Annotated in this window: 20 protein-coding genes and 4 tRNA genes; 18 read left to right on the forward strand and 6 right to left on the reverse strand. The window is 47.5% G+C overall.

Annotation, left to right across the window (positions count from 1 at the left end; all coding sequences use genetic code 11):
* Positions 1–5: 5 nt before the first annotated feature.
* The 10 genes from BUA56_RS10875 to BUA56_RS10920 all read left to right on the forward strand — a co-directional run bounded on the left by BUA56_RS10875 (position 6) and on the right by BUA56_RS10920 (position 10,315).
* Positions 6–1,361, forward strand: coding sequence for an L-aspartate oxidase (locus tag BUA56_RS10875; RefSeq protein ID WP_072851568.1), 1,356 nt, complete (start codon positions 6–8; stop codon positions 1,359–1,361).
* Complete coding sequence (gene nadC / locus BUA56_RS10880; protein WP_072851571.1) at positions 1,327–2,178, forward strand: carboxylating nicotinate-nucleotide diphosphorylase; 852 nt, start codon at positions 1,327–1,329, stop codon at positions 2,176–2,178. Before BUA56_RS10875 ends, nadC begins: the two co-directional genes overlap by 35 nt.
* 53 nt (positions 2,179–2,231) lie before the next feature.
* Positions 2,232–2,750 carry a transcription repressor NadR gene (locus BUA56_RS10885; RefSeq protein WP_072851573.1) on the forward strand — a complete coding sequence of 173 codons (519 nt, stop codon included), beginning with the start codon at positions 2,232–2,234 and terminating at the stop codon, positions 2,748–2,750.
* A gap of 78 nt (positions 2,751–2,828) precedes the next feature.
* Positions 2,829–4,016, forward strand: a complete 1,188-nt coding sequence (hydF, locus tag BUA56_RS10890; protein ID WP_072851576.1) for a [FeFe] hydrogenase H-cluster maturation GTPase HydF — start codon at positions 2,829–2,831, stop codon at positions 4,014–4,016.
* A gap of 120 nt (positions 4,017–4,136) precedes the next feature.
* Positions 4,137–4,379 (forward strand): helix-turn-helix domain-containing protein, encoded by a 243-nt coding sequence (locus BUA56_RS10895; protein ID WP_072851578.1) that lies wholly within the window; start codon positions 4,137–4,139, stop codon positions 4,377–4,379.
* 123 nt (positions 4,380–4,502) lie between these two features.
* On the forward strand, positions 4,503–5,834 hold the full coding sequence (gene glnA / locus BUA56_RS10900) for a type I glutamate--ammonia ligase (protein WP_072851580.1): 1,332 nt from the start codon (positions 4,503–4,505) through the stop codon (positions 5,832–5,834).
* Positions 5,835–5,889: 55 nt separating this feature from the next.
* Positions 5,890–6,435: an ANTAR domain-containing response regulator gene (locus BUA56_RS10905; RefSeq protein WP_072851582.1), complete on the forward strand. Its 546-nt coding sequence runs from the start codon at positions 5,890–5,892 to the stop codon at positions 6,433–6,435.
* Between the two features lie 18 nt (positions 6,436–6,453).
* Positions 6,454–7,287 carry a diaminopimelate epimerase gene (gene dapF, locus BUA56_RS10910; protein WP_072851585.1) on the forward strand — a complete coding sequence of 278 codons (834 nt, stop codon included), beginning with the start codon at positions 6,454–6,456 and terminating at the stop codon, positions 7,285–7,287.
* A gap of 69 nt (positions 7,288–7,356) precedes the next feature.
* Entirely contained in the window at positions 7,357–8,571 is a 1,215-nt protein-coding gene (locus BUA56_RS10915; RefSeq protein WP_072851588.1) for an LL-diaminopimelate aminotransferase, read from the forward strand.
* An 85-nt stretch (positions 8,572–8,656) separates the two neighbouring features.
* Positions 8,657–10,315, forward strand: coding sequence for a YARHG domain-containing protein (locus BUA56_RS10920; RefSeq protein ID WP_072851591.1), 1,659 nt, complete (start codon positions 8,657–8,659; stop codon positions 10,313–10,315).
* 57 nt (positions 10,316–10,372) lie between these two features.
* On the opposite strand, the gene BUA56_RS22985 is transcribed toward BUA56_RS10920, so the two are convergent.
* Both BUA56_RS22985 and BUA56_RS10925 read right to left on the reverse strand, forming a co-directional pair.
* Positions 10,373–10,470 (reverse strand) — tRNA-Sec (locus BUA56_RS22985).
* Between the two features lie 85 nt (positions 10,471–10,555).
* The gene (locus BUA56_RS10925; protein WP_072851595.1) at positions 10,556–11,884 is read right to left on the reverse strand and encodes an MATE family efflux transporter; all 1,329 of its coding nucleotides are present in this window, start codon (positions 11,882–11,884) and stop codon (positions 10,556–10,558) included.
* Positions 11,885–12,077: 193 nt separating this feature from the next.
* Here BUA56_RS10925 and BUA56_RS10930 point away from each other — a divergent pair, with 193 nt between their 5' ends.
* From BUA56_RS10930 to BUA56_RS10940, 3 genes are all read left to right on the forward strand, one after another.
* The gene (locus tag BUA56_RS10930) at positions 12,078–13,052 is read left to right on the forward strand and encodes an L-lactate dehydrogenase (protein WP_072851598.1); all 975 of its coding nucleotides are present in this window, start codon (positions 12,078–12,080) and stop codon (positions 13,050–13,052) included.
* A 12-nt stretch (positions 13,053–13,064) separates the two neighbouring features.
* On the forward strand, positions 13,065–14,228 hold the full coding sequence (locus BUA56_RS10935) for an NAD(P)-dependent malic enzyme (RefSeq protein WP_072851601.1): 1,164 nt from the start codon (positions 13,065–13,067) through the stop codon (positions 14,226–14,228).
* A gap of 302 nt (positions 14,229–14,530) precedes the next feature.
* Positions 14,531–15,517 (forward strand): reverse transcriptase family protein, encoded by a 987-nt coding sequence (locus BUA56_RS10940; protein ID WP_072851604.1) that lies wholly within the window; start codon positions 14,531–14,533, stop codon positions 15,515–15,517.
* Positions 15,518–15,586: 69 nt separating this feature from the next.
* Here the strand turns inward: BUA56_RS10940 and BUA56_RS10945 are convergent.
* Positions 15,587–15,659, reverse strand: a tRNA-Gly gene (locus BUA56_RS10945).
* Between the two features lie 18 nt (positions 15,660–15,677).
* Positions 15,678–15,748 (reverse strand) — tRNA-Gly (locus BUA56_RS10950).
* Between the two features lie 236 nt (positions 15,749–15,984).
* Here BUA56_RS10950 and BUA56_RS10955 point away from each other — a divergent pair.
* Both BUA56_RS10955 and glpK read left to right on the forward strand, forming a co-directional pair.
* Positions 15,985–16,878: a fumarylacetoacetate hydrolase family protein gene (locus tag BUA56_RS10955; RefSeq protein WP_072851606.1), complete on the forward strand. Its 894-nt coding sequence runs from the start codon at positions 15,985–15,987 to the stop codon at positions 16,876–16,878.
* A gap of 12 nt (positions 16,879–16,890) precedes the next feature.
* Positions 16,891–18,384, forward strand: a complete 1,494-nt coding sequence (glpK, locus tag BUA56_RS10960; RefSeq protein WP_072851609.1) for a glycerol kinase GlpK — start codon at positions 16,891–16,893, stop codon at positions 18,382–18,384.
* Between the two features lie 105 nt (positions 18,385–18,489).
* Here glpK and BUA56_RS10965 read toward each other — a convergent pair whose 3' ends face one another.
* Together BUA56_RS10965 and BUA56_RS10970 are read right to left on the reverse strand one after the other, a co-directional pair.
* The gene (locus BUA56_RS10965) at positions 18,490–19,479 is read right to left on the reverse strand and encodes a uroporphyrinogen decarboxylase family protein (RefSeq protein WP_242946761.1); all 990 of its coding nucleotides are present in this window, start codon (positions 19,477–19,479) and stop codon (positions 18,490–18,492) included.
* A gap of 35 nt (positions 19,480–19,514) precedes the next feature.
* Positions 19,515–20,726, reverse strand: a complete 1,212-nt coding sequence (locus BUA56_RS10970; protein ID WP_072851612.1) for an MFS transporter — start codon at positions 20,724–20,726, stop codon at positions 19,515–19,517.
* Positions 20,727–21,031: 305 nt separating this feature from the next.
* Between BUA56_RS10970 and BUA56_RS10975 the strand changes: the two genes are divergently transcribed.
* From BUA56_RS10975 to BUA56_RS10985, 3 genes are all read left to right on the forward strand, one after another.
* Positions 21,032–22,588 (forward strand): PucR family transcriptional regulator, encoded by a 1,557-nt coding sequence (locus BUA56_RS10975; RefSeq protein WP_072851614.1) that lies wholly within the window; start codon positions 21,032–21,034, stop codon positions 22,586–22,588.
* 134 nt (positions 22,589–22,722) lie between these two features.
* Positions 22,723–22,795: transfer RNA gene (locus BUA56_RS10980), tRNA-Phe, on the forward strand.
* Between the two features lie 97 nt (positions 22,796–22,892).
* Positions 22,893–24,038 (forward strand): CapA family protein, encoded by a 1,146-nt coding sequence (locus BUA56_RS10985; protein ID WP_072851617.1) that lies wholly within the window; start codon positions 22,893–22,895, stop codon positions 24,036–24,038.
* Positions 24,039–24,300: the final 262 nt, after the last annotated feature.

The raw sequence follows: 24,300 nt of genomic DNA on the forward strand, positions 1-24,300 counted from the left end.
ACCGTATGGAAGAGAAGTATGATGTCATCATAGTGGGGACAGGGGTGGCAGGCTGCTTTGCGGCACTGCACCTGCCGGATGACAAAAGTATATTGATGATAACCAAAGGGGAATTAGAAGAGAGCGATTCCTTTCTGGCGCAGGGAGGGATCTGTGTTCAAAAAGAGGAGGAGGACTACGAAAGCTTTATGGAGGATACCCTCCGGGCAGGACATTATGAGAACCGGCGGGAATCTGTGGATGTTATGATTCGTTCCTCCAGGGATGTGATCCGGGAACTGATGGAATATGGCGTTGAATTTGCGCAGAAGGACGGAAGTCTTCTCTACACAAGGGAAGGTGCCCATTCTACGAACCGTATCCTTTATCACGATGATATAACCGGGAAAGAGATTACCTCCCATCTTTTAAACCAGGTAAGAAAAAGGAAAAATATCACCGTACTCACCAGGACTACTATGATGGATATTCTTGCCAGAGAGAACCGCTGTGAGGGGATTCTGATGAAAACCAGCACGGGAGACCTTCGTCCTGTCATTGCCCGGGATGTGCTGTGGGCTACAGGAGGGATCGGGGGAATCTATGACAATTCTACAAACTATCCCCACCTCACCGGTGATGCCCTGGGGATCGCGCTTCGCAGGGGAGTAGCTCTGGAGCATGTGAATTATGTGCAGATACACCCAACAACCTTATATTCCCAAAAGAAGGGACGCCGGTTCCTGATCTCCGAATCTGTGAGGGGGGAAGGCGCGGTCCTGTACAACAAAAAGGGAGAGCGGTTTGTCAATGAACTGCTGCCCCGGGATCTTCTGACCAAAGAGATTTTGAAACAGATGAAAAAGGACGGAACACAGTATGTGTGGCTGTCTATGATGACAATAACCAGGCACGATGTGTGGAAGAGGTTCCCCAATATCTGCCAGAAGTGCAGGGAGGAAGGCTATGAGGTAACAAAAGAATGGATTCCGGTTGTGCCTTCTCAGCATTATTTTATGGGAGGCGTGGATGTGGATCTGTCCAGCCGTACTTCTATGAAGCATCTCTATGCAGCGGGCGAGACCAGCTGCAATGGAGTCCATGGCGCCAATCGGCTGGCCAGCAATTCCCTGCTGGAGAGCCTTGTTTTTGCAAAACGCGCAGCCTGCGCAATTTTGTCGGGAACCGGAGAAAGCCCTCAGGGACAGGGATGCCGGGACTGGAGGGAGCTGGAGCGTACGTACGGGATACGGCAAAAGGATTATGAGAATGAGGAACATTATTTCGGAGGCCTGAAAAAGGCAATTCTGGAAGAAATAGAAAAGAAGAACAGAGAGGTAGAAGAGAATGAATCCAATCACAACCAAGCTAAATGTGGATAACCTGCTGCTCCAGGCACTGGCAGAGGATATATCCAGTGAAGACGTAACCACCAATGCAGTTATGAGGGAGGCAAAGCAGGGGACTGCGCAGCTTATATGCAAACAGGACGGTGTGATTGCGGGGATGGATGTATTTAAGCGGGTGTTCCAGCTTTTGGACGAGTCTGTCAAAGTAACTATGTACTGCAAAGACGGAGACGAGGTAAAGGATAAAGACCTCCTGGCTGTTGTGGAGGGGGACATCCGTGCCATTTTGTCCGGGGAGAGGACTGCCCTTAATTTTCTGCAGCGGATGAGCGGGATCGCCACCTATACAAGGAGTGTGGCTGAACTTTTGAAGGGGACCGGGACGAAGCTGCTGGATACCAGAAAGACAACACCCAATATGCGTATCTTTGAAAAATACGCAGTAAAAATAGGAGGAGGATATAACCACCGATATAATCTCTCCGACGGCGTCCTCATCAAAGACAACCACATCGGAGCTGCGGGAGGCGTTGCCAGGGCTGTACAGATGGCAAAGGAATATGCGCCGTTTGTCCGCAAGATAGAGATAGAGGTTGAGAACCTGGAAATGATGCAGGAGGCGCTGGATGCGGGGGCTGATATTATCATGCTGGATAATATGTCCCCAGAGATGATGAAAAAGGCTGTGGAGATGGCAGCAGGGAGAGCAGAGACAGAATGCTCCGGCAATGTTACCAGGGAAAACATTAAAAGGATAACAGATATAGGGGTAGACTATGTGTCCAGCGGGGCCCTGACCCACTCTGCCCCCATCCTGGACGTTTCTCTCAAAAATCTTCATGCATTATAAAGAGCAGGCAGCAAAGCCAATGTATAGAAACATAAAAAAGAAAGGAAGTTTCTATGACTGGGGAAGAAAGACGCAGTGAAATATTGCAGGCAATACAGGAAGCGGATGTGCCGATCTCCGGTACCGCTCTGGCGAAAAGGTTCCATGTGAGCCGGCAGGTGGTAGTACAGGACATTGCCCTCCTTCGGGCTGCCAATTATGATATCTTCTCGACTACGAAGGGATATCTGATTCATATGCCTGTGTCCGTAACCAGGGTGGTGGAGGTCTGCCATGCGGATGAAGAGATTGAAGATGAACTGAATACCATTGTAGATCTGGGAGGAAAGGTGATTGACGTCTTTATCAGGCACGAGGTATACGGTTCCCTGAGGGCGCCTATTGGGGTAAGCTCCCGGAGAAATGTACAGGAGTTTGTATCCGGCATCTCCGGCGGGAAGTCAAGCCCGCTGAAAAACCTTACTTCCGGCAAACACTGGCATACTATTGAGGCAGACAGCAGGGAGACACTGGATATGATAGAAGAAGAGCTGAGAAAAAAGAAGTATCTCATAGAGGAAAGCAGCAGATAAAAAGAAATTGCATTCTGACAGCATTGTGCCTATAATGTAAAAAACAGCAAAGATCATTCAGAATTTGGAGGGATACCTATGGGCATGAATCAAACCCCTGCTTCCGAACGGATCCATATCGGTTTCTTCGGGAGGAGAAATGCAGGAAAATCTAGTGTAATCAATGCAGTGACAGGTCAGAATCTGGCAATCGTCTCCCAGGTAAGGGGAACTACTACAGATCCTGTATATAAGACCATGGAACTCCTTCCCATGGGACCGGTTATGGTGATAGACACCCCGGGGATCGATGACGAAGGAGAACTGGGAGCGCTCCGTGTAAAGCGGAGCTATCAGGTGCTGAATAAAACGGACGTGGCAGTCCTGGTAGTGGACGGAAGCCTTGGCAAGTCCAGGGAAGATGAGGCCCTGATTGAGAGATTTAGGAAAAAGGAAATTCCTTTTATTGTGGCTTATAATAAGGCGGATCAGTGCAAAGAACCTGCTGCAGTCAAAGAAAATGAGATCTGGGTCAGCGCCAAAGATGGAAGCAATATCCGTGAACTTAAAGAGATGATTGCCAGACAGGGAAGCAAGGAGGACAAAGAGAGAAGGATTGTGGGGGATCTCATAAAACCCTCGGACTTTATTGTCCTTGTTGTTCCTATAGACAAGGCAGCTCCCAAAGGGCGGCTGATCCTGCCACAGCAGCAGACGATCCGTGATATTCTGGAATCTAATGCAGTTTCCATAGTAGTAAAGGAAAATGAATTGAAAAATACCTTGAACCAGCTGGGAAAGAAGCCTGCACTGGTCATCACGGACAGTCAGGTGTTTGACCGGGTATCTGAGGATACCCCTGAGGATATTCTGTTAACCTCATTCTCCATTCTGTTCGCCAGGTATAAGGGCAGCCTTAAGGACAACGTAGAGGGGGCAAAATGCCTGGAGACGCTAAGGGACGGGGATAAGATACTGATCAGTGAGGGGTGTACCCACCACAGGCAGTGCAACGATATCGGCACTGTTAAAATCCCGGGCTGGATCCGGAAGTATACAGGGAAAAATCTGGAATTTGAGTTTACGTCAGGGACAGAGTTTCCGGATGAGCTGGGAGAGTACAGACTGATAGTCCACTGCGGAGGATGTATGCTGAATGAGAGAGAGATGAAGTACCGTATGTCCTGCGCCAGGGATCAGAAAATCCCCATGACAAATTATGGGATTCTGATTGCGTACATAAAAGGTATTCTGGAGCGAAGCCTAAAGCCTTTTCCGGAAATATGAAAAAACGACAATATTTGACATTCAGGTGTAATTCTGTGAGGCAGTATTCCGTATTATTTTATGAGGACCTCTTCAGCGGCTGTATACGCGGAAGAAAAGAGACAAAAGAGGGGGAATACTATGGAAGAGAAGCAGACAGAGATTTGGAGCAGGATAGGGGCCAATCTGAGAAACTGCAGGCAGGTACAGGGACTTACCCAGGAAGAGCTTGGAAACCGGCTCGGGGTTACCAGAAACTATATCTGCAGCCTGGAGAAGGGAAAGTGTAATCCAACGGTTGAGAGGATATGGAAGATTTCTAAGATCCTGGATGTAAGTATGGAGACCATACTCCGGGGGACAGAAGACGCAGTTGAGGATTGACAAAGCACAGATCGACTGCTATTATGAAACAGGACAAGGGCGTTCTTTCTGGGGAAAGAGCGCCCTTTTTCTGCAGAAAAAGAGATAGATCCTGTGCCGATGAAACAGAGAGGAGTGTATAAGATGGCAAAATATACAAAAAAGCAAATCATAGAACTGGTGGAAGAAGAGGATGTGGAGTTTATCCGTCTTCAGTTTACAGATATGTTCGGAATGTTCAAAAATGTAGCAATTACCTCCAGTCAACTGAAAAAAGCCCTGGACAATCAATGCATGTTTGACGGTTCTTCCATTGATGGATTTGTGCGCATTGAGGAATCAGATATGTATCTGTACCCGGATCTGGATACCCTGGAGATTTTTCCCTGGAGGCCTCAGCAGGGAAAGGTAGCACGGCTGATCTGTGATATTTACCGTCCTGACGGAACTCCATTTGAAGGTGATCCCCGGTTTATTCTCAAGCGGGCTTTAAAGGAGGCTGCGTCAATGGGGTATACCTTTAATGCCGGACCTGAGTGCGAATTCTTCCTGTATCACTCAGACGACGACGGACTGCCCACCACGCTCAGCCACGAAAAGGCCGGCTATTTTGATATGGCGCCCCTGGATCTGGGTGAGAATGCCAGGAGGGATATGGTTTTGACTCTGGAAGAAATGGGATTCGAGGTGGAGGCATCGCACCATGAAGTGGCCCCGGCTCAGCACGAGATAGATTTCCGGTATGACGAAGCCCTCTCCACCGCAGATAATATTATGACTTTTAAGCTGGCTGTGAAAACAATTGCCAAACGCCACGGACTCCATGCCACATTTATGCCAAAGCCCAAATATGGAATAAATGGGTCAGGAATGCATATTAATATGTCTCTGTCTAAGGATGGAAAGAACGTATTCGCGGATCCGGTTGACGCATTGGGATTGAGTGAGGAGGCTTATTATTTTATCGGGGGAATTATCCGTCATATGAAAGGGATGACAGCTATCACCAATCCCCTGGTCAACTCCTACAAAAGGCTGGTGCCGGGCTTTGAAGCTCCGGTTTATATCGCCTGGTCGGCTACGAACAGAAGCCCGCTTATCCGCATTCCCGCGGCGAGGGGGGAGGAGACAAGAATAGAACTGAGAAGCCCGGATCCCACGGCAAACCCGTATCTTGCCCTGGCAGTCTGTCTGGCAGCAGGGCTGGACGGTATTAAAAATAAGATAAAACCGCCCAGAAGCGTGGATAAGAATATATTCCATATGTCTGTGGACGAGAAAGAAGAGGAGGGGATCGATTCTCTCCCCTCCAATTTAAGAGAGGCTGTCAGGGAGCTGGAAAAGGATGAATTCATCAGGGGGGTCCTCGGAGAACATCTGGCGAAACGCTACATACAGGCAAAAAAAGCTGAGTGGCAGGATTATACCACACAGGTAACTGACTGGGAGGTAGATCATTATCTCAGCAAATTCTGATGCTTCCTATCGCAATTGATACTATTTAATGGTAGAATAGACAGGAGGCGTAAGAATGAGCAATATGATTGTACTTTTTCCAAAACAGGAAGATGGAAAAAATATAAGGAATCTGCTCGTACGCCATGGATATGAGGTGACGGCGGTGTGCACAACGGGTGCACAGGCCCTGCATCATGCCAATACCCTGAATGATGGAATTGTGGTATGCGGATACCGTTATGCGGATATGCTTTATACAGAGCTGGCGGAATGCCTGCCCAGGCATTTTGAGATGCTGCTGGTGGCGTCCGCCCGGGTTTTAAGTCAATGCGAGCCCAATGGGATTGTCTCTGTGGAGATGCCTCTGAAGGTACATGAGCTTCTGGAGACAGTGGATATGATGGAGAGGAACATCAGCAGGCGGAGGAAGAGGCGCCGCTGCATGCCTAAGGAGAGGCGTCCGGAGGAAAAGGCGGCAATAGACGAAGCCAAGAAGCTCTTGATCGAGCGGAACCATATGACAGAGGAGGAGGCGCACCGTTATATCCAGAAGTGCAGCATGGACAGCGGCACAAATATGGCAGAGACGGCACAGATGGTGCTGCGTATGATGAAGTAATTAATGGAGGAAATCGATATGAGATTTACAAAGATGCATGGCATCGGGAATGACTATGTGTATGTAAATTGCCTGGAGGAAAAGGTAGAGGATCCGGGAAGGGTGGCAAAGCTTGTCAGTGACAGGCACTTTGGTATTGGATCTGACGGGCTGATTTTAATAAAACCTTCAAAGAACGCAGATTTTGAGATGGATATGTATAATGCGGACGGGTCCCGGGGGGCTATGTGCGGCAACGGAATTCGCTGTGTGGCCAAGTATGTCTATGACTATGGTCTTACCCAAAAGACAAATATCAGCATTGATACAAAGAGCGGAGTGAAATATTTGGAGCTGACCATAGACAATGGAAAAGTAAGTCTGGTGAAGGTAAATATGGGAAAGCCTATATTGAAGGCGTCTCAGATTCCCATACACAGTGACCGGGAACAGGTGATCCGGCAACCCATTGACGTGGAGGGCAGGGAGTATTATATTACCGGTGTCTCTATGGGAAATCCTCATGCTGTAGTCTACATGGACGACATTAAGAATCTGGAGATTGAAAGAATCGGCCCTGCATTTGAACATCACCCTGCATTTCCGGATCGGATCAATACAGAGTTTGTGCATGTCCTGGATAGAAGCACCGTGGAGATGCGTGTCTGGGAGAGGGGCTCAGGGGAGACACTGGCCTGCGGAACCGGAGCCTGCGCAGTGGCTGTTGCCTCCATAGTAAACGGCTATACGGACGGGGAGGTTACTGTAAAGCTGCTGGGAGGAGATCTCAGAGTATTCTGGGACAGAAAAGAAGACCTTGTGTATATGACAGGGCCTGCGGCAATAGTATTTGAAGGAGAAATTTTACTGTAGCTGCCCTATTGCCAGAAGAAGGAGTTTATATTAGAATAGGAACAGAATCAGTTACCTAGGAGGAAATATATGTTTAAGATTAATGATAATTATTTGAAACTGCCGGGCAGTTATTTGTTTTCTACCATTGCCAAAAAAGTAAATGCTTTCACAGAAGCCAATCCGGATAAAAAGATTATCCGTCTGGGAATTGGAGATGTTACCCAGCCTCTGGCTCCGGCTATTATCGGCAAACTGCATGACGCAGTGGAAGATATGGCGCATGCAGAGACCTTTCACGGATATGCACCGGACCTGGGATATGAGTTCCTGAGAAGTGCAATTGCCAGGAATGACTATGCAGACAGAGGCTGTGACATCGGCGCGGATGAAATATTCGTTTCTGACGGGGCGAAGTGCGATTCCAGCAATATACAGGAAATTTTTGCACTGGATAATAAAATCGCAGTCTGCGATCCCGTATATCCGGTTTATGTTGACTCCAACGTAATGGCGGGGAGAACCGGAACCTATGATCCGAAGGCGGAGACGTGGAGCGATGTGATCTACATGCCATGTACGGCTGAGAACGATTTTGCCCCCCAACTGCCGGAAGAGACGCCGGATCTTATCTATCTCTGCTATCCCAATAATCCCACGGGATCTACCATAACAAAAGCACAGCTTCAGGAATGGGTAGATTATGCCAATAAAGTCGGGGCTGTGATTATTTATGATGCCGCTTATGAGGCTTACATCTCAGAGCCGGATGTTCCCCACTCTATCTATGAATGTGAAGGGGCAAGAACCTGCGCCATTGAGCTCAGAAGCTTCTCTAAGAATGCCGGATTTACAGGAGTCCGCCTGGGCTTCACCGTAATCCCTAAAGATCTCAAGTGCGGCGATGTGGCACTTCACTCCCTGTGGGCAAGACGTCACGGCACCAAATACAACGGGGCTCCCTATATTGTACAGCGCGCGGGAGAAGCAGTATACTCACCAGAGGGCAAAGCTCAGTTAAAGGAACAGGTTGCCTATTATATGAATAATGCCAAAGTGATCTATGAAGGCCTGAAATCCGCAGGCTACACCGTGTCCGGCGGCGTTAACGCTCCCTATATCTGGCTGAAGACTCCGGATGGAATGACATCCTGGGAATTCTTTGATCATCTTCTGGAAAAGGCTAACGTAGTAGGCACGCCGGGATCCGGTTTTGGCCCCAGCGGAGAGGGATACTTCCGCCTTACTGCATTTGGAAACTATGAGAACACAGTGGAAGCAGTTGAGAGAATAAAAGCATTATAGAAAACTAGATAACGGGGTCGGACTGCATACTTTTAGCCTGCGGTCCGGCCCGTTATGTTTATGGTAATGGAAAAGGGGGATAACGATGTATTGTCAGCATTGCGGAAAAGAGCTGCCGGAGGATTCTGCTTTCTGCCGTTACTGCGGAGCTTCCCAGGGGTTGGGAGACGGAAAGAAGCCGGGGAAAAAGAAAGCGGCAGTTGCCGGGATTGTTGCAGGGGCGGCAGTTTTTCTGGTTATACTGCTGTGTGTAATCCTGGGCGGAAAAAAAGAAAAGGCCGCGGGACCGTCGGAAGGGACAGAAACTGTCCGGAAGGTACAGAAGGAAAGCCAGACAGCAGAGGAGCAGGAAACCGTGGATGCAGAGGAGACTGCCCAAGAGGAAGAACTTCCTGCTGTCCTGGGGAATTTTGTAGTACAAAGGGGGACCCGCACGGCTGCTCTGGGGGATAGGGAGCTGATTCTCTACGAGGAGGAGCAGGAGGTCTGGAGCACACAGGGAACCGTTGGGAACAGGCTGATGATGACGGAGGATGGTCTGTATTATGCCAGAGAGCAGACCGGCAGCTCTCTTGAATACTATGATTTTGAGGAGAAAACGCAGACAGTAATTCTTGGGAATTATATGGGGATGGAGCCGGTCGGACTGATAGGCAGCAAATTATATGTCAAGGCAGCAGGGAAAAATGATATGGATGACCATATAATCGTTGAGAAGGATTTGAGTGAAGGCACCGTCAGGGAGCTGCCGTTTCCTGACATGTGGGGGGACTTCAGCATACTCACGTGCGGGGACAGGCTGTACTATCTGGGGGGCAGGACGGATGTGAGCGCATCTCCTCTCTACGAGGGAGATCCCGCTACAGGGAATGCGGTTGTCCTGGATCAGCAGGCAGCCTGCGGCCCCTTTGTCCGGGAAGGCAAGCTTTATTATGTACACTGCAATGAGCCGGGATACGACACCGAGAGTATTTTTGAACTCACAGAGCTAGAACCGGGAAGGGGTGAAGGCAGGGTACTTTTAACGGATACCTACGGAGAGATGGGATGGCTGAAAAGTGTGGAGAACGGTTATGCTGTCTTTGACTGCTATAAAGATACAGAGAGCTTCCAGAAAGTACTGGATCTGGCCGCGGGAACGGTCAAAAGGACAGATAATCAGGGGGAAAAGAGTACCGAACTTATTGGACATGACAAGGAGGGGTTCTATTATTCTGCGTATTCAGGAGAATATACTAACGGAACCTGGTATCCCCCTAAAGTGTATCATGTGTACTACTATAATTATGCCGGCGGACAGATAAAGGATATGGGGTCAGTCACCGGCAGAGCCGTGGGTGTGGACAGGGATTATATTTATTATGCTTCTTCGGAGGATACAGCGGATGCAGCTTACGGCAGGGTGCCCTTTGGCAGTACGGCACCGGAACCGGTAAAGACAGAGACCCCTTCAGACAGCAGCGACAGGGAGTATATCCTGCCGGGAAGTGACAGCCGATACTACCGGAAGCTGGATCTGGAAGGCCTTTCGGCAGAGGAAATACGGATAGCCAGAAATGAGATCTATGCCCGTCACGGCTATATGTTCAGTACGCAGGATCTGCAGGAGTATTTCAGCGGGAAATCCTGGTATACTCCGTCCGTGCCGGCGGAAGAATTCAGCGAGGGGATGCTCAACCAGACAGAGCGGGCCAATCTGGATATGATTAAAGAATATGAACGGAACACAGGGATTAACCAGTAATCAAAAAGCGGGTTCACAGAGAACCCGCTTTCTTTGTATATAAATATGGTTATTTTCTGGCGAGAGCATGTGGGAATCGAACCCACCCAGGACGCTGTTAACGCCCAACACTGGTTTTGAAGACCAGGAGGCACACCAGTTACCTTTCTACTCCCATAGTCAAAGCAAATGCTTTTATAAGCTATATCATTATAGCAGACAGACGTAAAAGTGGCAAGCTGAAAATCGAATACAGTACCATTACAGGGTATTCTTCTTCTTTGCATAGTAGATTAGTCCGGTAAGATCCGCCAGCAGCCAGCCGATAGGAATGGCGCTCCAGATTCCGGTGAGTCCGATTGCTGGCACAGGGGCCAAAAGATATGCCAGGAGTACCCTGGTGCCCAGCGAGATGACGGTCAGGATCACCGACATACCCGGGTGTCCCAGTCCCCTGTAAAGCCCATAGAGAAGAAACAGAAGTCCTATGCCCAGGTAAAAGACTCCCTCAATTCTGAGATAACTGGTTCCAATCCTTAGAATCTCTGTCTGATCCGGGGCAATGAAGATCGTGAGCAGGGGTGTGGCAAAGAAAAATATAATAAAAGAAATCAGGAGACTGAAAATAGTGGATAACTGGATGGCGGAGCGGATTCCCCTGTGGATTCGTTCTGTTTTTCCGGCTCCCTTATTCTGTGCTATGTAAGTGGAAAATGCGTTCCCGAAGTCCTGCAGCGGCATATAGGCAAAGGCGTCTATCTTGACTCCTGCGGCAAAGGCGGCCATGACAGATACTCCGAAGCTGTTTACCAGACCCTGCACCATAAGGATTCCCAGATTCATAATGGACTGCTGGACGCTGGTAAGAGCGGAGCAGCCTGCAATCTCTTTGGCAAGGGCACGGTCGAAATGCATATTGTTCCTTGATAGTCTGGCCTGAGGCACCTTTGTCAGTGTATAAACCATAATTAAAAGGGCGGATACCCCCTGAGCGGTGATCGTCGCCCAGGCGGCTCCCGCAATGCCCCAATGGAAGCCTACTACAAACAAAAGATCCAGGCCAATGTTCAAAACTGCGGACACTCCGATGCAGATAACAGGAACCGTGGAATTCCCCATGCTCCTTAAAATGGCTGCGAAAAAATTATATAGAAAGATAAAGCAGATTCCGCCGAAGATGACGACCAGATATTCTTTTGTCATGGAACGTATGGAACTGTCAATCCGGAGAACGTGTATGATTCCGTCTGTAAAAACATAAGTGAGGAGGTTAATTACCACGGTAAAAAGGGCAATCAGGAGAAAAGCCACAAAAAAGCTGTCCCCCATTCTCTTTTCGTCTTTGGCTCCGTAAAACATAGAAAAGACAACGCTGCTACCCATGCAGAGACCAATAATTGCCGAGGTCAGGAATGTCATGAGTGCAAAAGAGGTGCCCACGGCTGCCAGTGCTTCCGGACCAATAAAACGTCCCACAATAAAAGAATCCGCAATATTATAGAATTGCTGCAGAAGGTTGCCCACAATCATAGGGAGTGCGAACTGCAGCATAACCTTTTTTTCATTTCCTGCCGTTAAATCACGTTCCATAGCTACCTCTCTGAGTTTATAAATCATATAGTTTTAACTATTGTACCCTATAAACAGTACAATGACAATATTAACGGCACCTTAACGCCATAGGAAATGCAAATGAGATATAATACAGAAAAAGGCCTTTTGTTATAAAATTATCATGCATTGCAGTGTTAACTTGTTGTTATGAAAATAGGAGAATGCAGAGATGGGAAAAAATAAGAATAAAAATAAGATTGTTGTGGTTGGTGCAGGGAATGTAGGGGAAGCGATTGCATATACCCTTATGCTGCGGAAACAGGCCAGTGACATCGTCCTGGTGGATCTCAATGAGGACAGGGCAAAGGGAAGCGCTCTGGATATCGCCCATGCCACAGCCTTCTTCCGTCAGATCAAGGTCAGAAAAGGCGGATATGAGGAATGTGAGGACGCGGCAATTATTGTAATCACAGCTGGTATGGCCAGAAAACCGGGGCAGACCAGGCTGGACTTGGCAAAATCTAACGTGGCAATTGTCCGGAGCATTACCCGGAATATCATGAAATATGCTGAGAATCCTATTTTGATCGTAGTTTCGAATCCGGTAGATATTTCTACCTATGTTGCATGCCAGGAATCCGGCCTCCCTTCAGAACGGGTGATCGGCACGGGAACAACGCTGGATACCGCACGTTTCCGTTATCTGATCAGCGAAGAGCTGGGTGCGGATGTCTGTGATGTAAACGCATATATCCTGGGAGAACACGGAGACAGCCAGGTACCGGTATGGAGCAGCGCTACCATTGCCGGGGAACCTGTAGACCAGTTTAGAAAAGCCATGGGCTGTAAGGGAGAACTGGACCACGAAGCCCTTGGAGAGCGGGCCCGGGATTCGGGTGCGGAGGTAATTCAGCTTAAAGGTGCAACCTTTTACGGAATCGCCATGATGACATCCAGAATCGCTGAGGCAATCCTGTCAGACGGGAATACCGTGCTGCCGGTATCTCATGTACTGGGAGAGGAGTTCCCCTCCTACCGGGGAATTGCATTCAGTCTTCCCTGTGTAATTAATGGAAAAGGGATTCAGAGGGTACTGGATATCCCTATGGACGAGGCAGAAAAGAAGAAGATGGAAGATTCAGCGGAAACGCTGCGGGAATTTCTTACAAAAGCATTAGAGGCCCCCAAGAAGGCGGCCAGCTAAAAGGAGCTAAACATGGACAAAAACGAATTTGCATTACAGGAACATGAAAAATGGCAGGGAAAAATAGAAGTTATCAGCAGAGCAAAGGTAGACTCCGCAGAGGCTCTCTCCGTGGCTTATACGCCCGGTGTGGCAGAGCCCTGTCTGAAGATTGCTGAGGATACCGAGCTTTCTTATAAATATACCCGGCGTCACAATATGGTAGCTGTTGTGACAGATGGAAGTGCCGTACTGGGGCTGGGAGATATAGGGCCTGAGGCAGGAATGCCGGTTATGGAGGGGAAATGTGTATTATTTAAGAGCTTTGGCAATGTAGATGCCTTTCCTTTGTGTATCCGCAGTAAAGAGGTAGACGATATTGTAAATACTGTGCGCCTTCTGGCGGGAAGCTTCGGGGGCGTGAATCTGGAGGATATCTCTGCCCCCAGATGCTTTGAAATTGAAAGACGGCTGAAAGAGTGCTGTGATATTCCGATCTTCCATGACGATCAGCATGGCACCGCGGTTGTGACCGTTGCAGCCTTGTTAAATGCTTTAAAATTCACCGGCCGCAGACTGGAAGATATAAAGGTGGTTACTTCAGGGGCCGGTGCTGCGGGGATCGCCATCATTAAGCTGCTGGTAAGCCTTGGGCTGAAACATGTTGTAATGTGTGACCGAAACGGGGCAATTTATGAAGGCCGGGAAGGGCTGAATCCGGTTAAGGAAGAGATGGCCCTGATTACTAATAAAGAGAAGAGAAAGGGCAGCCTTCAGGATATGCTTAGGGGAGCGGATGTATTTATCGGGGTATCCGCACCGGGTACAGTGACAAAAGAAATGGTGATGTCCATGGCAAAAGATCCCATACTTTTCCCAATGGCCAATCCTACACCGGAGATTATGCCGGACCTTGCGCTGGAAGCAGGAGCAGCTGTTGTGGGAACCGGACGGAGCGATTTTCCCAATCAGATTAACAACGTGCTTGCTTTCCCAGGCATCTTCCGGGGAGCCTTGGATGTCAGAGCGAAGGATATCAACGACGAGATGAAGCTTGCTGCGGCTTATGCCATAGCCGGTCTGGTATCTGAGGAGGAACTGAAGGCGGATTATATTATACCGAATGCCTTTGACCCAAGGGTAGCGCCTGCAGTGGCCAGGGCCGTAGGGGAGGCATGGGAGCGAAGCAGCAGGTAATGTAACGGAAGCACTGGATCTGTACGCCATTCTATGCTACTATAAACCTTAACATGACAGCGGCTGCAGCCAATCCAAAGTTATTTTTGGCCGGATGGCGAGTCGCCTCCCCGGAATCATGCAAACAGTATCAGGTGCAGTGCCCTGCACCCCGAAAGCTGCCTGCAAGGTACTTCGGCACACTTCGTGTGCTTTGGCCTTCGGCCTTGTACCTTTCCGCAGCTTTCGGTATCTCCTTATTTGTGCTGCCGCTGTCTTTGTTAAAAAGGAGAAAAGACAGAATATACAGCCGGAGGCAGGATATGGGGAATACAGATATCTGGAAATATTGTACAGGGGAACAGTGCAGGGATATGCTGCTGGAGCTGAGGCTTCTGGGGAACGTTGACTGGAGCAGGGAAAAACAGCTGGCCTGTCTTTATTCCCTGAGCAACCATGCGGAGAACCACTATCACCTGAAAGAAATTACAGGAAAAGGCGGCAGACAAAGGACCCTCCAGGTTCCGGATGCATTCTTAAAAAAAGTTCAGAAAAATCTGCTCAGAAATGTCCTGGATGGTTTGCCTGTATCTTCGTATGCGACGGCTTATCGGAAGGGAAAAAGTATTCTGTGCAACGCAGTTCCTCACACTGGAAAAGGAAAAATACTGAAGTTGGATATGAGAGACTTTTTCGGAAACATTACTTTTTTTCAGGTTCGGCAGAGCGTGTTCGGAGGTCTGCTGTTTCCGGGAAGCGTGGGAACCCTTCTCACTCACCTGTGCTGTTACAGAGACTACCTGCCCCAGGGTGCGCCCACATCAGGTGCAGTATCCAATCTGGTGCTGAAAAGCTTTGACGAATCTATGGGAAACTGGTGCCGGATACGGGAGATTACTTATACCAGATACTGTGACGATATGACATTTTCCGGATCCTTTGACAGCCGGGAAGTAAAGAATAAGGTGGAGAGCTACCTGAGAATTTTGGGATTTGAGCTCAACCCCAAAAAAACAAAAGTACTTGACTCCGGAACCAGACAGATGGTGACTGGAATTGTGGTAAATGAAAAGCCTCAGGCAGACAGAGACTACAGAAGAAGACTTCGGCAGGAGTGCCACTACTGTCTGAAATACGGCCCGGATCCCGGCCGGGTTTCAAGCAATAAATCCAAAGAAGCATATCTGGCAGGCCTTGTGGGAAAGGTGAACTATGTGCTTCAGATTAATCCGGAGGATATGTATTTTAAAGAAATAAAAAGACAGCTCACACAGCTGCAGAGAGAAGCAGGAGAGTTTCCCATGCAGTAAAAAGGCCGCCCCAATAATAAATGAGGCGGCTTTATAAATGGACTGTTTTATTTACACAAGATCAAAAAGAGCGCGAGACGGGACTCGAACCCGCGGCCTCGACCTTGGCAAGGTCGCGCTCCACCAACTGAGCCACTCGCGCATATACATCTTTCGATGAAGCGGGTGATGGGAATCGAACCCACGTATCTAGCTTGGAAGGCTAGTGTTCTACCATTGAACTACACCCGCACAATGAAGTTTTTTATCACTGTTTTGTTCAGCGACTTGTATATAATACTATGATTCGGGGAAAAAGTCAAGAGCATTTTGAAAAAATCTATTGGAATTTAGGACAGAAACCTTTATCCGCTCTCCCGCTGAACAATAGGGGATAGTTTTTTCAGCTTTATTATGGTAAAATATATCCAAATATAGGGCCAATTTCATCATATCAATTATGTACAAAACAGGAGGGGGAACAAGGAATGAAATTATTAACCTACAAACTGAACAAAGATGACAAGGAACGTCTGGGAGTAATGTGTAAGCTGGAACCGAGAAGGTTTTATCCTCTGGAACAGTTTGGGCTGCGGTTCCATGACATGAACGATTTGATTGACCATATTACCCGGCAGGAGCTTCTGATGCTGGAGCAGGAAGCGGGGACCGGGAATCATGAATACCTTAATTATGATGAGGTGGAACACTGCGCGCCCATCCCCCGTCCAAAGCAGGATATTATCTGTCTGGGAATGAATTATATGGAACACGCCATTGAGTCAACCAGATATAAGAATGAGGCATTCGGCGGCAAAGCGCCATATTCCGTGTATTTTTCTAAACGGGTAAATGAAGCAGTGCCAGACGGAGGCATCGTTCCTTCTTATCCCGGACTGGTGGACAGCCTGGACTATGAGGCCGAACTGGCCGTGATTATCGGAAAAAATGCCAGGAATGTTTCAAAAGAGGAGGCATTTGACTATGTGTTTGGATATACAATTATCAACGACATCAGTGCGCGGAATATCCAGACAAGACATCAGCAGTGGTATTTTGGAAAAAGCCTGGACGGCTTTACCCCTATGGGACCATTTATTAAGACTGCGAATGAGACGCCCAATCCTCCGATCTTCGGAATTAAAAGCCGGGTAAACGGAGAACTGCGGCAGAACAGCACTACAGATCTTCTTATCTTTGACATTCCTCATGTCATTGAGGAACTGTCATCCGGGATGATGCTGCAGGCAGGAACGATTATCTCTATGGGAACGCCTGCAGGCGTGGGGATGGGATTTGTCCCCCCGAAGTTTCTGCGCAAAGGAGATGTGGTGGAATGCGGCATAGAGGGGATTGGCACAATTACGAATACGATCGGGTAAGAGAGGACTTCTATGAAAAAATATATTATGGCACTGGATCAGGGGACAACCAGTTCCAGGTGCATTTTGTTCAACCGGGAAGGCAAGATATGCAGCATGGCGCAAAAGGAGTTTACTCAGTATTTTCCTAAACCGGGCTGGGTAGAGCATGATCCCATGGAAATATGGTCTTCCCAGATTAGTGTTGCCACGGAGGCTATGAGCCGTATCGGCGTTGCCTCCCGGGAGATTGGAGCCATAGGCATTACAAATCAGAGGGAGACAACCATTGTCTGGGACAAGGCAACGGGAGAACCAGTATATCCTGCCATTGTGTGGCAGTGCAGGAGAACCGCGGATATTATAGAAGAATTAAAGGCGGATGGATTTGACCGCTTGATTCTGGAGAAAACAGGCTTGATTCCCGATGCTTATTTTTCAGGGAGTAAGGTAAAGTGGATCCTGGATCACGTGGAAGGGGCGAGAGAACGTGCCCAAAAAGGTGAGCTTTTGTTCGGAACAGTAGATACCTGGCTGATATGGAAGCTTACCCAGGGAGCAGTACATGTGACCGACTATACCAATGCCTCAAGGACTATGCTCTTTGATATTCACAACCTGGCCTGGGACAAGGAGATCCTTGAACGCCTGGATATTCCGGAGTGTATGCTTCCCCAGGTAAAGCCCTCCAGCTGCATCTACGGATATACTGATGAGAGTGTGCTGCAGGGGGGAATCCCCATCGCAGGAGCGGCCGGAGATCAGCAGGCCGCATTATTCGGCCAGTGCTGTCTGGAAAAAGGAGATGTGAAAAATACGTACGGCACTGGATGCTTCCTTTTGATGAATACAGGGGAACAGGCCGTGCGCTCCAGAAACGGACTCCTGACTACCATAGCCGCAAGCTTTTCAGATAAGGTGCAGTATGCTCTGGAGGGAAGTGTGTTCGTGGCTGGGGCGGCTATTCAGTGGCTGCGGGACGATCTTGAGATGCTGAGGAACGCCGGAGAATCAGAAAAGTACTGCCTGTCCGTGGAGAACAGCAACGATATCTATGTAGTGCCGGCATTTACCGGTCTGGGTGCGCCCTACTGGGATCAGTATGCCAGAGGTGTGGTAGTGGGAATTACCAGAGGAACCGGAAAAGCGCATTTGATAAGAGCGACTGTGGAGTCGTTGGCTTATCAGGTGCATGATGTGATAAAAGCAATGGAACAGGACGCTGGGGTGCCGCTGAATAGTCTAAAAGTAGATGGGGGAGCCTGTGCCAACAATTTCTTGATGCAGTTTCAGTCAGACATTCTGAATGCCCGGGTGGAACGTCCTCAGTGTATTGAGACAACTGCTCTGGGTGCAGCTTATCTGGCCGGGATTGCAGTGGGATTCTGGAAGGACAGAGAGGAGATTCGGAAGTACTGGGCCCTGGAACATGCGTTTGCCCCTGATATGGATGAAGAAAAAAGATCCGGCCTTTTAAAAGGGTGGAAAAAGGCAGTGAGATGCTCCTTTGACTGGGCCAGAGATTAGTTGAAATCTGTTCTTAATTATAAATAGCATGGAGAAACTCCGCCCGGATCCTGCGTTAAACGGCAGAATCCGGGCAGAGTTTCTCTTTTTTGTTTATAATGGAACTCAAATAGGATGTTCCAGGGCATACCGACGACCATAGGCAGTCAGTTCATCCATCACGATGCTGTTGTTCCATTCAAGGAAACAGATGCCGTTGGGGATGGAAGGATAGAATCTGCCGCCGGGACAATAGGTGTCAATGGCACGCCGAACCTCGGAACGGATGGCCTCTTCGGCTATGTTGGCGATATCCACCTTAGGGCCGTCGATACCGCCAACCATGGCCAGCTTCCCATCAGTGACACGCTGAATCTTAACAATATCATTCTGCGCGATGACGCCCTGCCAGATGTCCACACCAATTTCCACCATATCGGTTACAATAGGTTCGCAAATGCAGTCCGCATGATGCATATAGATCATGCCGCATTCGTGTATCGTATCAGCAATTTCTTTCTGCAGAGGCTTGATAATCTTTCGCCATACACTGGGCGGAAGGAATACATTTTGTTTGGAACCCCAGTCATCATGATAGAAAATGATATCAGGATGAAATTGTTCGGCGGCCAGGCGGATCAGTTTGATTTTATAATCCGCAATTACACGGAGAAGTGCCGCCATTTCTTCAGGGTATTCCATGTAGTTTACCAGTGCATTTTCCATTCCCATTAAGTGATGGGAGCGTTCGAACAGGCCGCCTGCACAAAAGAAGCCTACGAACTTTTCATTTCTGTCCACAGCGGCTGCCTGTGCCCTTGCCATGGACCAGTCGTATTGATCCAGTGAGGGAACCCTTAACTGAGATTCCCAGTTTTCAATATCCTTAATGACAGCATTTTCCGGAGTCACATGGGGATGAGGGCCAGGGGCTCCCGGCTTATAGACATAAACTGTGCCCCAGGAATCTGCGTGTTCCAGGCCGTCCTGGGGCGGCATATCCCCCATGAGAATCGGGTCCCCAATCAGTTCAACAGCGTTCATAAGATCACCGTAAAAATCCGGCTGCTGACCATTGTAAATTGCTAATGCATTTTCTTTTAGAGTCATTGACATTGTGAAATCCTCCTTTCAATTCAGAAACTTATTTTTTATTTTACGCCCTTAATGGTGCACACACCGACCAGGCCGCCCAAGGTAATAACTGCGAAAACAATGAATGTGGTGGTGTAGCCTGCACTTTGTGCCAGTACGCCGAAGAGGGTCGCCGCCACCAGACCGCCCAGACCAATAAACATATTGACAGCGGAAATACCTATACTAGCTATGCGGGGCTCAAACGTTTCACCGGCAACAGTATAGATCAGACCCATACATACAGCAGGAATGCCTTGTCCCCAAAGCGTCAGATTCAGGAGAATGCCGTCAGGAAGTGTTACGATCAGTACCCGGGAGACCGCCATCCAGAGAAGTGCGATTAGAAAAATCCACTTTCTGGTTTTCAATAGATCCGACAGGGTGCCGCTGAGTGCTGTGGAGATGGCACCTACAACAGCAGATCCGCTGACCAGGGTAGAAGCAGTGACCGGATCATAGCCGCGTCCCAGCGTCAGATAGGCGGGGGCAAAATTCATAACCGCCATAGTACTCATCATAAAAGCAAAGCCGCCGATGGAAAGCTGAAGAACTTTGGGATCTTTTAGTGCAGCAAGCAGAGAAGAACCCTTTCCTGCGGATCCTGTATCGGCAGGCTGGAGTTTGGACGCCGGGGGCGCAACCTCATCAGTAATGAAGAGTGCCCAGAGGATCAGTATAACAACGCCGTAGAGTGTGGTAAACCACCAGGCTGGGGTTACATTATCGGCTGTTGTGATACGCGGGACCAGGTTAAACATAACCAGCTGTGCAATGGTTCCGGCGGTTATGTACCAGCCGTTGGCGCGGCCGCGAAGTTCCGGCTTAAACAGGCAGGCGATGATATAGGGGCCAAGAATACCGGCGCCGCAGATACCAACGCCCACAATCAGCTGGGAGACGAAAAGTCCATAGAAGTTAGTTGTGAAAAATGTTCCGGCAAATGAGCCCAGAATGACCATTCCTGTAGCAATAAAACCGGTTTTTCTCGGCCCAATCCTGCCCATCAGGACGCCGAAAGGAACAGCCAGGAATACACTGAGAATACTGAGCGCCGAAATCAGCAGGCCCGCCTTTGTTTCTGTAATTGACATCCCTTCCATCAAGTAGGTCAGGACGGGCTGCAGCTTATACTGGCAAAAGCCGGCAGTCAAATATTGCAGAATAACGATTAGAAGATAGAAATAGGGCGGAAAACGATGCTTTGTTTTGGAAATAGGGTTTGACATATATATCCCTCCTCGCAATTTTTTTGATAGAGATAGTATACGTCTTTATCTAAAAACAAGAAATATTCATACTGGCTATAGATTTTTTTATAAAATGGGCAGGATTTTCAACTTTATCGACAATGTTATCCAGCGGATATGTGCGGCAGGGGGACATACTGCCTCTCGAATCAGACAAAAAATGTGCAGCATGCACATTGCACATTTGCGCTATCATTTGAAATGCAATTGTGAAAAGAGTATAATTATTACTGAGATTAGAAAGCCTGGTTTTTCCGAATTTGGTTTAAGGAGGTGTTGCCGTTTTGAATCTTTGTCTGGAACTTATTGCGGACGAGTTGGCGCATTATCCATCTCATATACTCCGCAGAAACAAAATAAGTCAGCGCAGACTGCAAATGAAGGGAGTGGGAATTTATCGGAGAGGCATGAATTTTTCCTCTGATATTTGCTATATGGTGTCTGCAAAAAATGTGACGGATAGGTTTAATTGCCCCAACAATACTACACTGATTGTAATAGGATCAGTGAATGATGGGATTTTCGAACGTGCCAATTCAGATATTCTTATTTTGGAAGGGGAGATGCGCAAAGAGGACTTCTATGATATTTTCAATGAGATTTCAGATATTTTCGTTAAATATCAGGAAATCGATCATCGGCTGTACGAAGCTGTCTCCAAAAACGAAGGATTTGAAAAGGTAGTTACCATCGGGCAAGAGCTTTTTAATAACCCAGTCATTATCTTTGATCAGAATTATTGCGTCATGAATAATCTGGACTATGAGATACCCGGAGTTACGTGGGCGGTAGATCCCTGGTCAGGTACAAAAATTCTGCCGCTGGATGCGATCAACACCATTAAGACGTCTCCGGAATATATACATAAAAAATCGGATGACGGTACTTTTCTAATCTCTGAGGACTATTTTCCCTGCAACATGATCTTAGCATCTGTCAAAAAAAATAAGCTTCGTATTACGGTGGCTGTGCTGGAAACGCAGGCACCGCTCATGGAAAGTCACCGCATTCTGGCGAAATATTTTGCAGATTTCATTCACCTGACATTCAATAAAAACTATATTCATACAGGGCATCCGGTCAGATTTGAAAATTTTTTGAAAGAATTGCTGAATAATCATCAGATGGAACAAGCGTGTATTGACCGTTATCTCCTCTCTATGAATTGGAAGAATACGGATACATATATCTGCATGACCTATCAAACCAGCAGGTGGGACAAGGTTGGCGTAGTATATTACAATGTATGCACTAATTTAGAACTGCAGTTTCCCGGAAGTTTTGCCTTTTATTACGACGATAATATTATTTTTTTGGTGAACCTGACCCAACAGGGCTTGGAGCGCCAGCAGCTTATTTACTGGCTGTCCTCCTTTTTGACTGAGGGAGTGTTCCGTGTGGGGATTAGTTATGATTTCTTTGAATTTCACACTTTTCCTAGCTATTACCTGCAGACTCTCGGTGCATTGGAAATGGGAGAAAAGTATGCCCCTGATGAGTGGTGCTATGATTTTCGGGAATATGTATTTTATTACTTTCTCCACTATGGAACCAGCAGGATTGACGGCAGACATCTGTGCTTCCCTGGCATTGTACAGCTTTATCTATACGATACAAAGAATCAAACGGATTTACTGCATACCCTGAGAGTATATATTCAATGTGAGCGCAATGCAGCATTAACGGTTAAAAACCTGTATATTCACAGAAATACCCTGTATCAAAGACTGAGAAAGATCGAAACGATTTTAGATGCAGATCTGAATGACGAGAAAGTCCGCCTGTTTATTCATTTGTCGTATCAATTTGTGGAGCATTTATCACTGGAACCAGTGTTATAAGATGCGGCTAAACAGCTCTCTGCCAACGCTTCTGCTACAATCTCCGCCACGGATATAAGAACAAATTGGGTATTGAAATTTAATGAAAATTATGTTATTATTCCAAATGTGTGATGCGAAGGCGTCCGCAAAATGCCCAGATAGCTCAGTTGGTAGAGCAGAGGACTGAAAATCCTCGTGTCGCTGGTTCGATTCCGGCTCTGGGCATTTATTTTTTTGCAAAAATTACATTTCTTAATTCAGAGACAGATGACAATAGAATGAACGGAGGAAGCAATTCCTCAGAAAGAGACTGTGAGATAAAATGAGAAAATCCAGATACAGATTTAAGGGAAAAGACTATAAAAGAAAAAAATTTTTGTTTGGCGCTGGCTGCGGTATCCTCCTTTTGATTGTAATAATAGCCATCTCTGCAGGGATTAAGAGCTGCGGATCGAAGCCAGAGGATAAGACAGCAAAAAAGAATAAGACGGTGCCCGCCGATACCCAGAATGTGGAGGAGAAAAAAGGACAGGAAGAAACGGATGATAAAGCATCAGCAGAGCCTGTTCAGATCACGGTGAGTACTGCGGGGGACTGCACCCTGGGGACAGACGAGGGGTTTGATCAGAGCACCAGTCTGAATGCCTATTACAATGAACAGGGAGGCGCTTATTTCTTTCAGAATGTAAAGAGTATATTCGAGGCCGATGATCTTACCATTGTTAATATGGAGGGAACCCTTACCACCTCAGACAGCCGGGCAGAAAAGCTTTATGCCTTTAAGGGAGATCCATCCTATGTGGATATTCTTACTAACGGTTCAGTAGAGGCCGCCAACATGGCTAATAACCACAGCAAAGACTATGGGGAGTCCAGTTATGAGGATACGGTAAAGTATCTGGAGGAAGCAAATATCACAACCTTTGGTTATGACAAGACCGCGGTGATGGAGATCAAAGGGCTGAAGGTCGGCCTGGTGGGAATCTATGTACTTGCCGATGGCATGGAGAGAGAAGAACAGCTGAAAACCAATATCGCGGCGGTAAAAGAACAGGGTGCCAATCTTGTAATAGTAAGTTTCCACTGGGGAGAAGAAAGGGCCACTGTGCCCAATGAAATACAAAAAGATCTTGCCCATATAGCAGTAGACAATGGTGCAGATCTTGTGGTAGGCCACCATCCTCATGTACTGCAGGGAATTGAAACCTATAATGGAAAGAAAATTGTATACAGCCTGGGAAATTTCTGCTTCGGCGGAAATAAAAATCCCAGCGATAAGGACACTATGATTTTCCAGCAGACATTTACCTTTCTGGACGGGAAACTCCAGGAGGACGAGACAGTGAATATTATTCCATGTTCCATATCTTCCTCCTCCAGCCGGAATAATTATCAGCCCACGCCGGCAGAAGGTGACGAAAAGACAAGAATAATGGAAAAGATAGAAAATTTAAGCGACGAAATTTAGAATACACAAAAACGGCGGGGAAGCCATCAAATGCTCCCCTGCCGTTTTTGCGTATTCTAATATACTCCGGCATAACTTTTTAATAATTTGAAGAAATTCCGAAATATATTTTTTATTTCCGTAAAAAATACAGACTCCGGTGTAACAGCAGTGTAATCAATATATTATACAAACGTGGACAAAAAGTAAAAGATATAATACAGTATGTTAATTTAAAAATGGTATACTTTGGGAGTCAAAGCAAGAAACGCCGGAATTCCCT

Source organism: Lactonifactor longoviformis DSM 17459 (assembly GCF_900129135.1).
Lineage (GTDB): Bacteria > Bacillota > Clostridia > Lachnospirales > Lachnospiraceae > Lactonifactor > Lactonifactor longoviformis.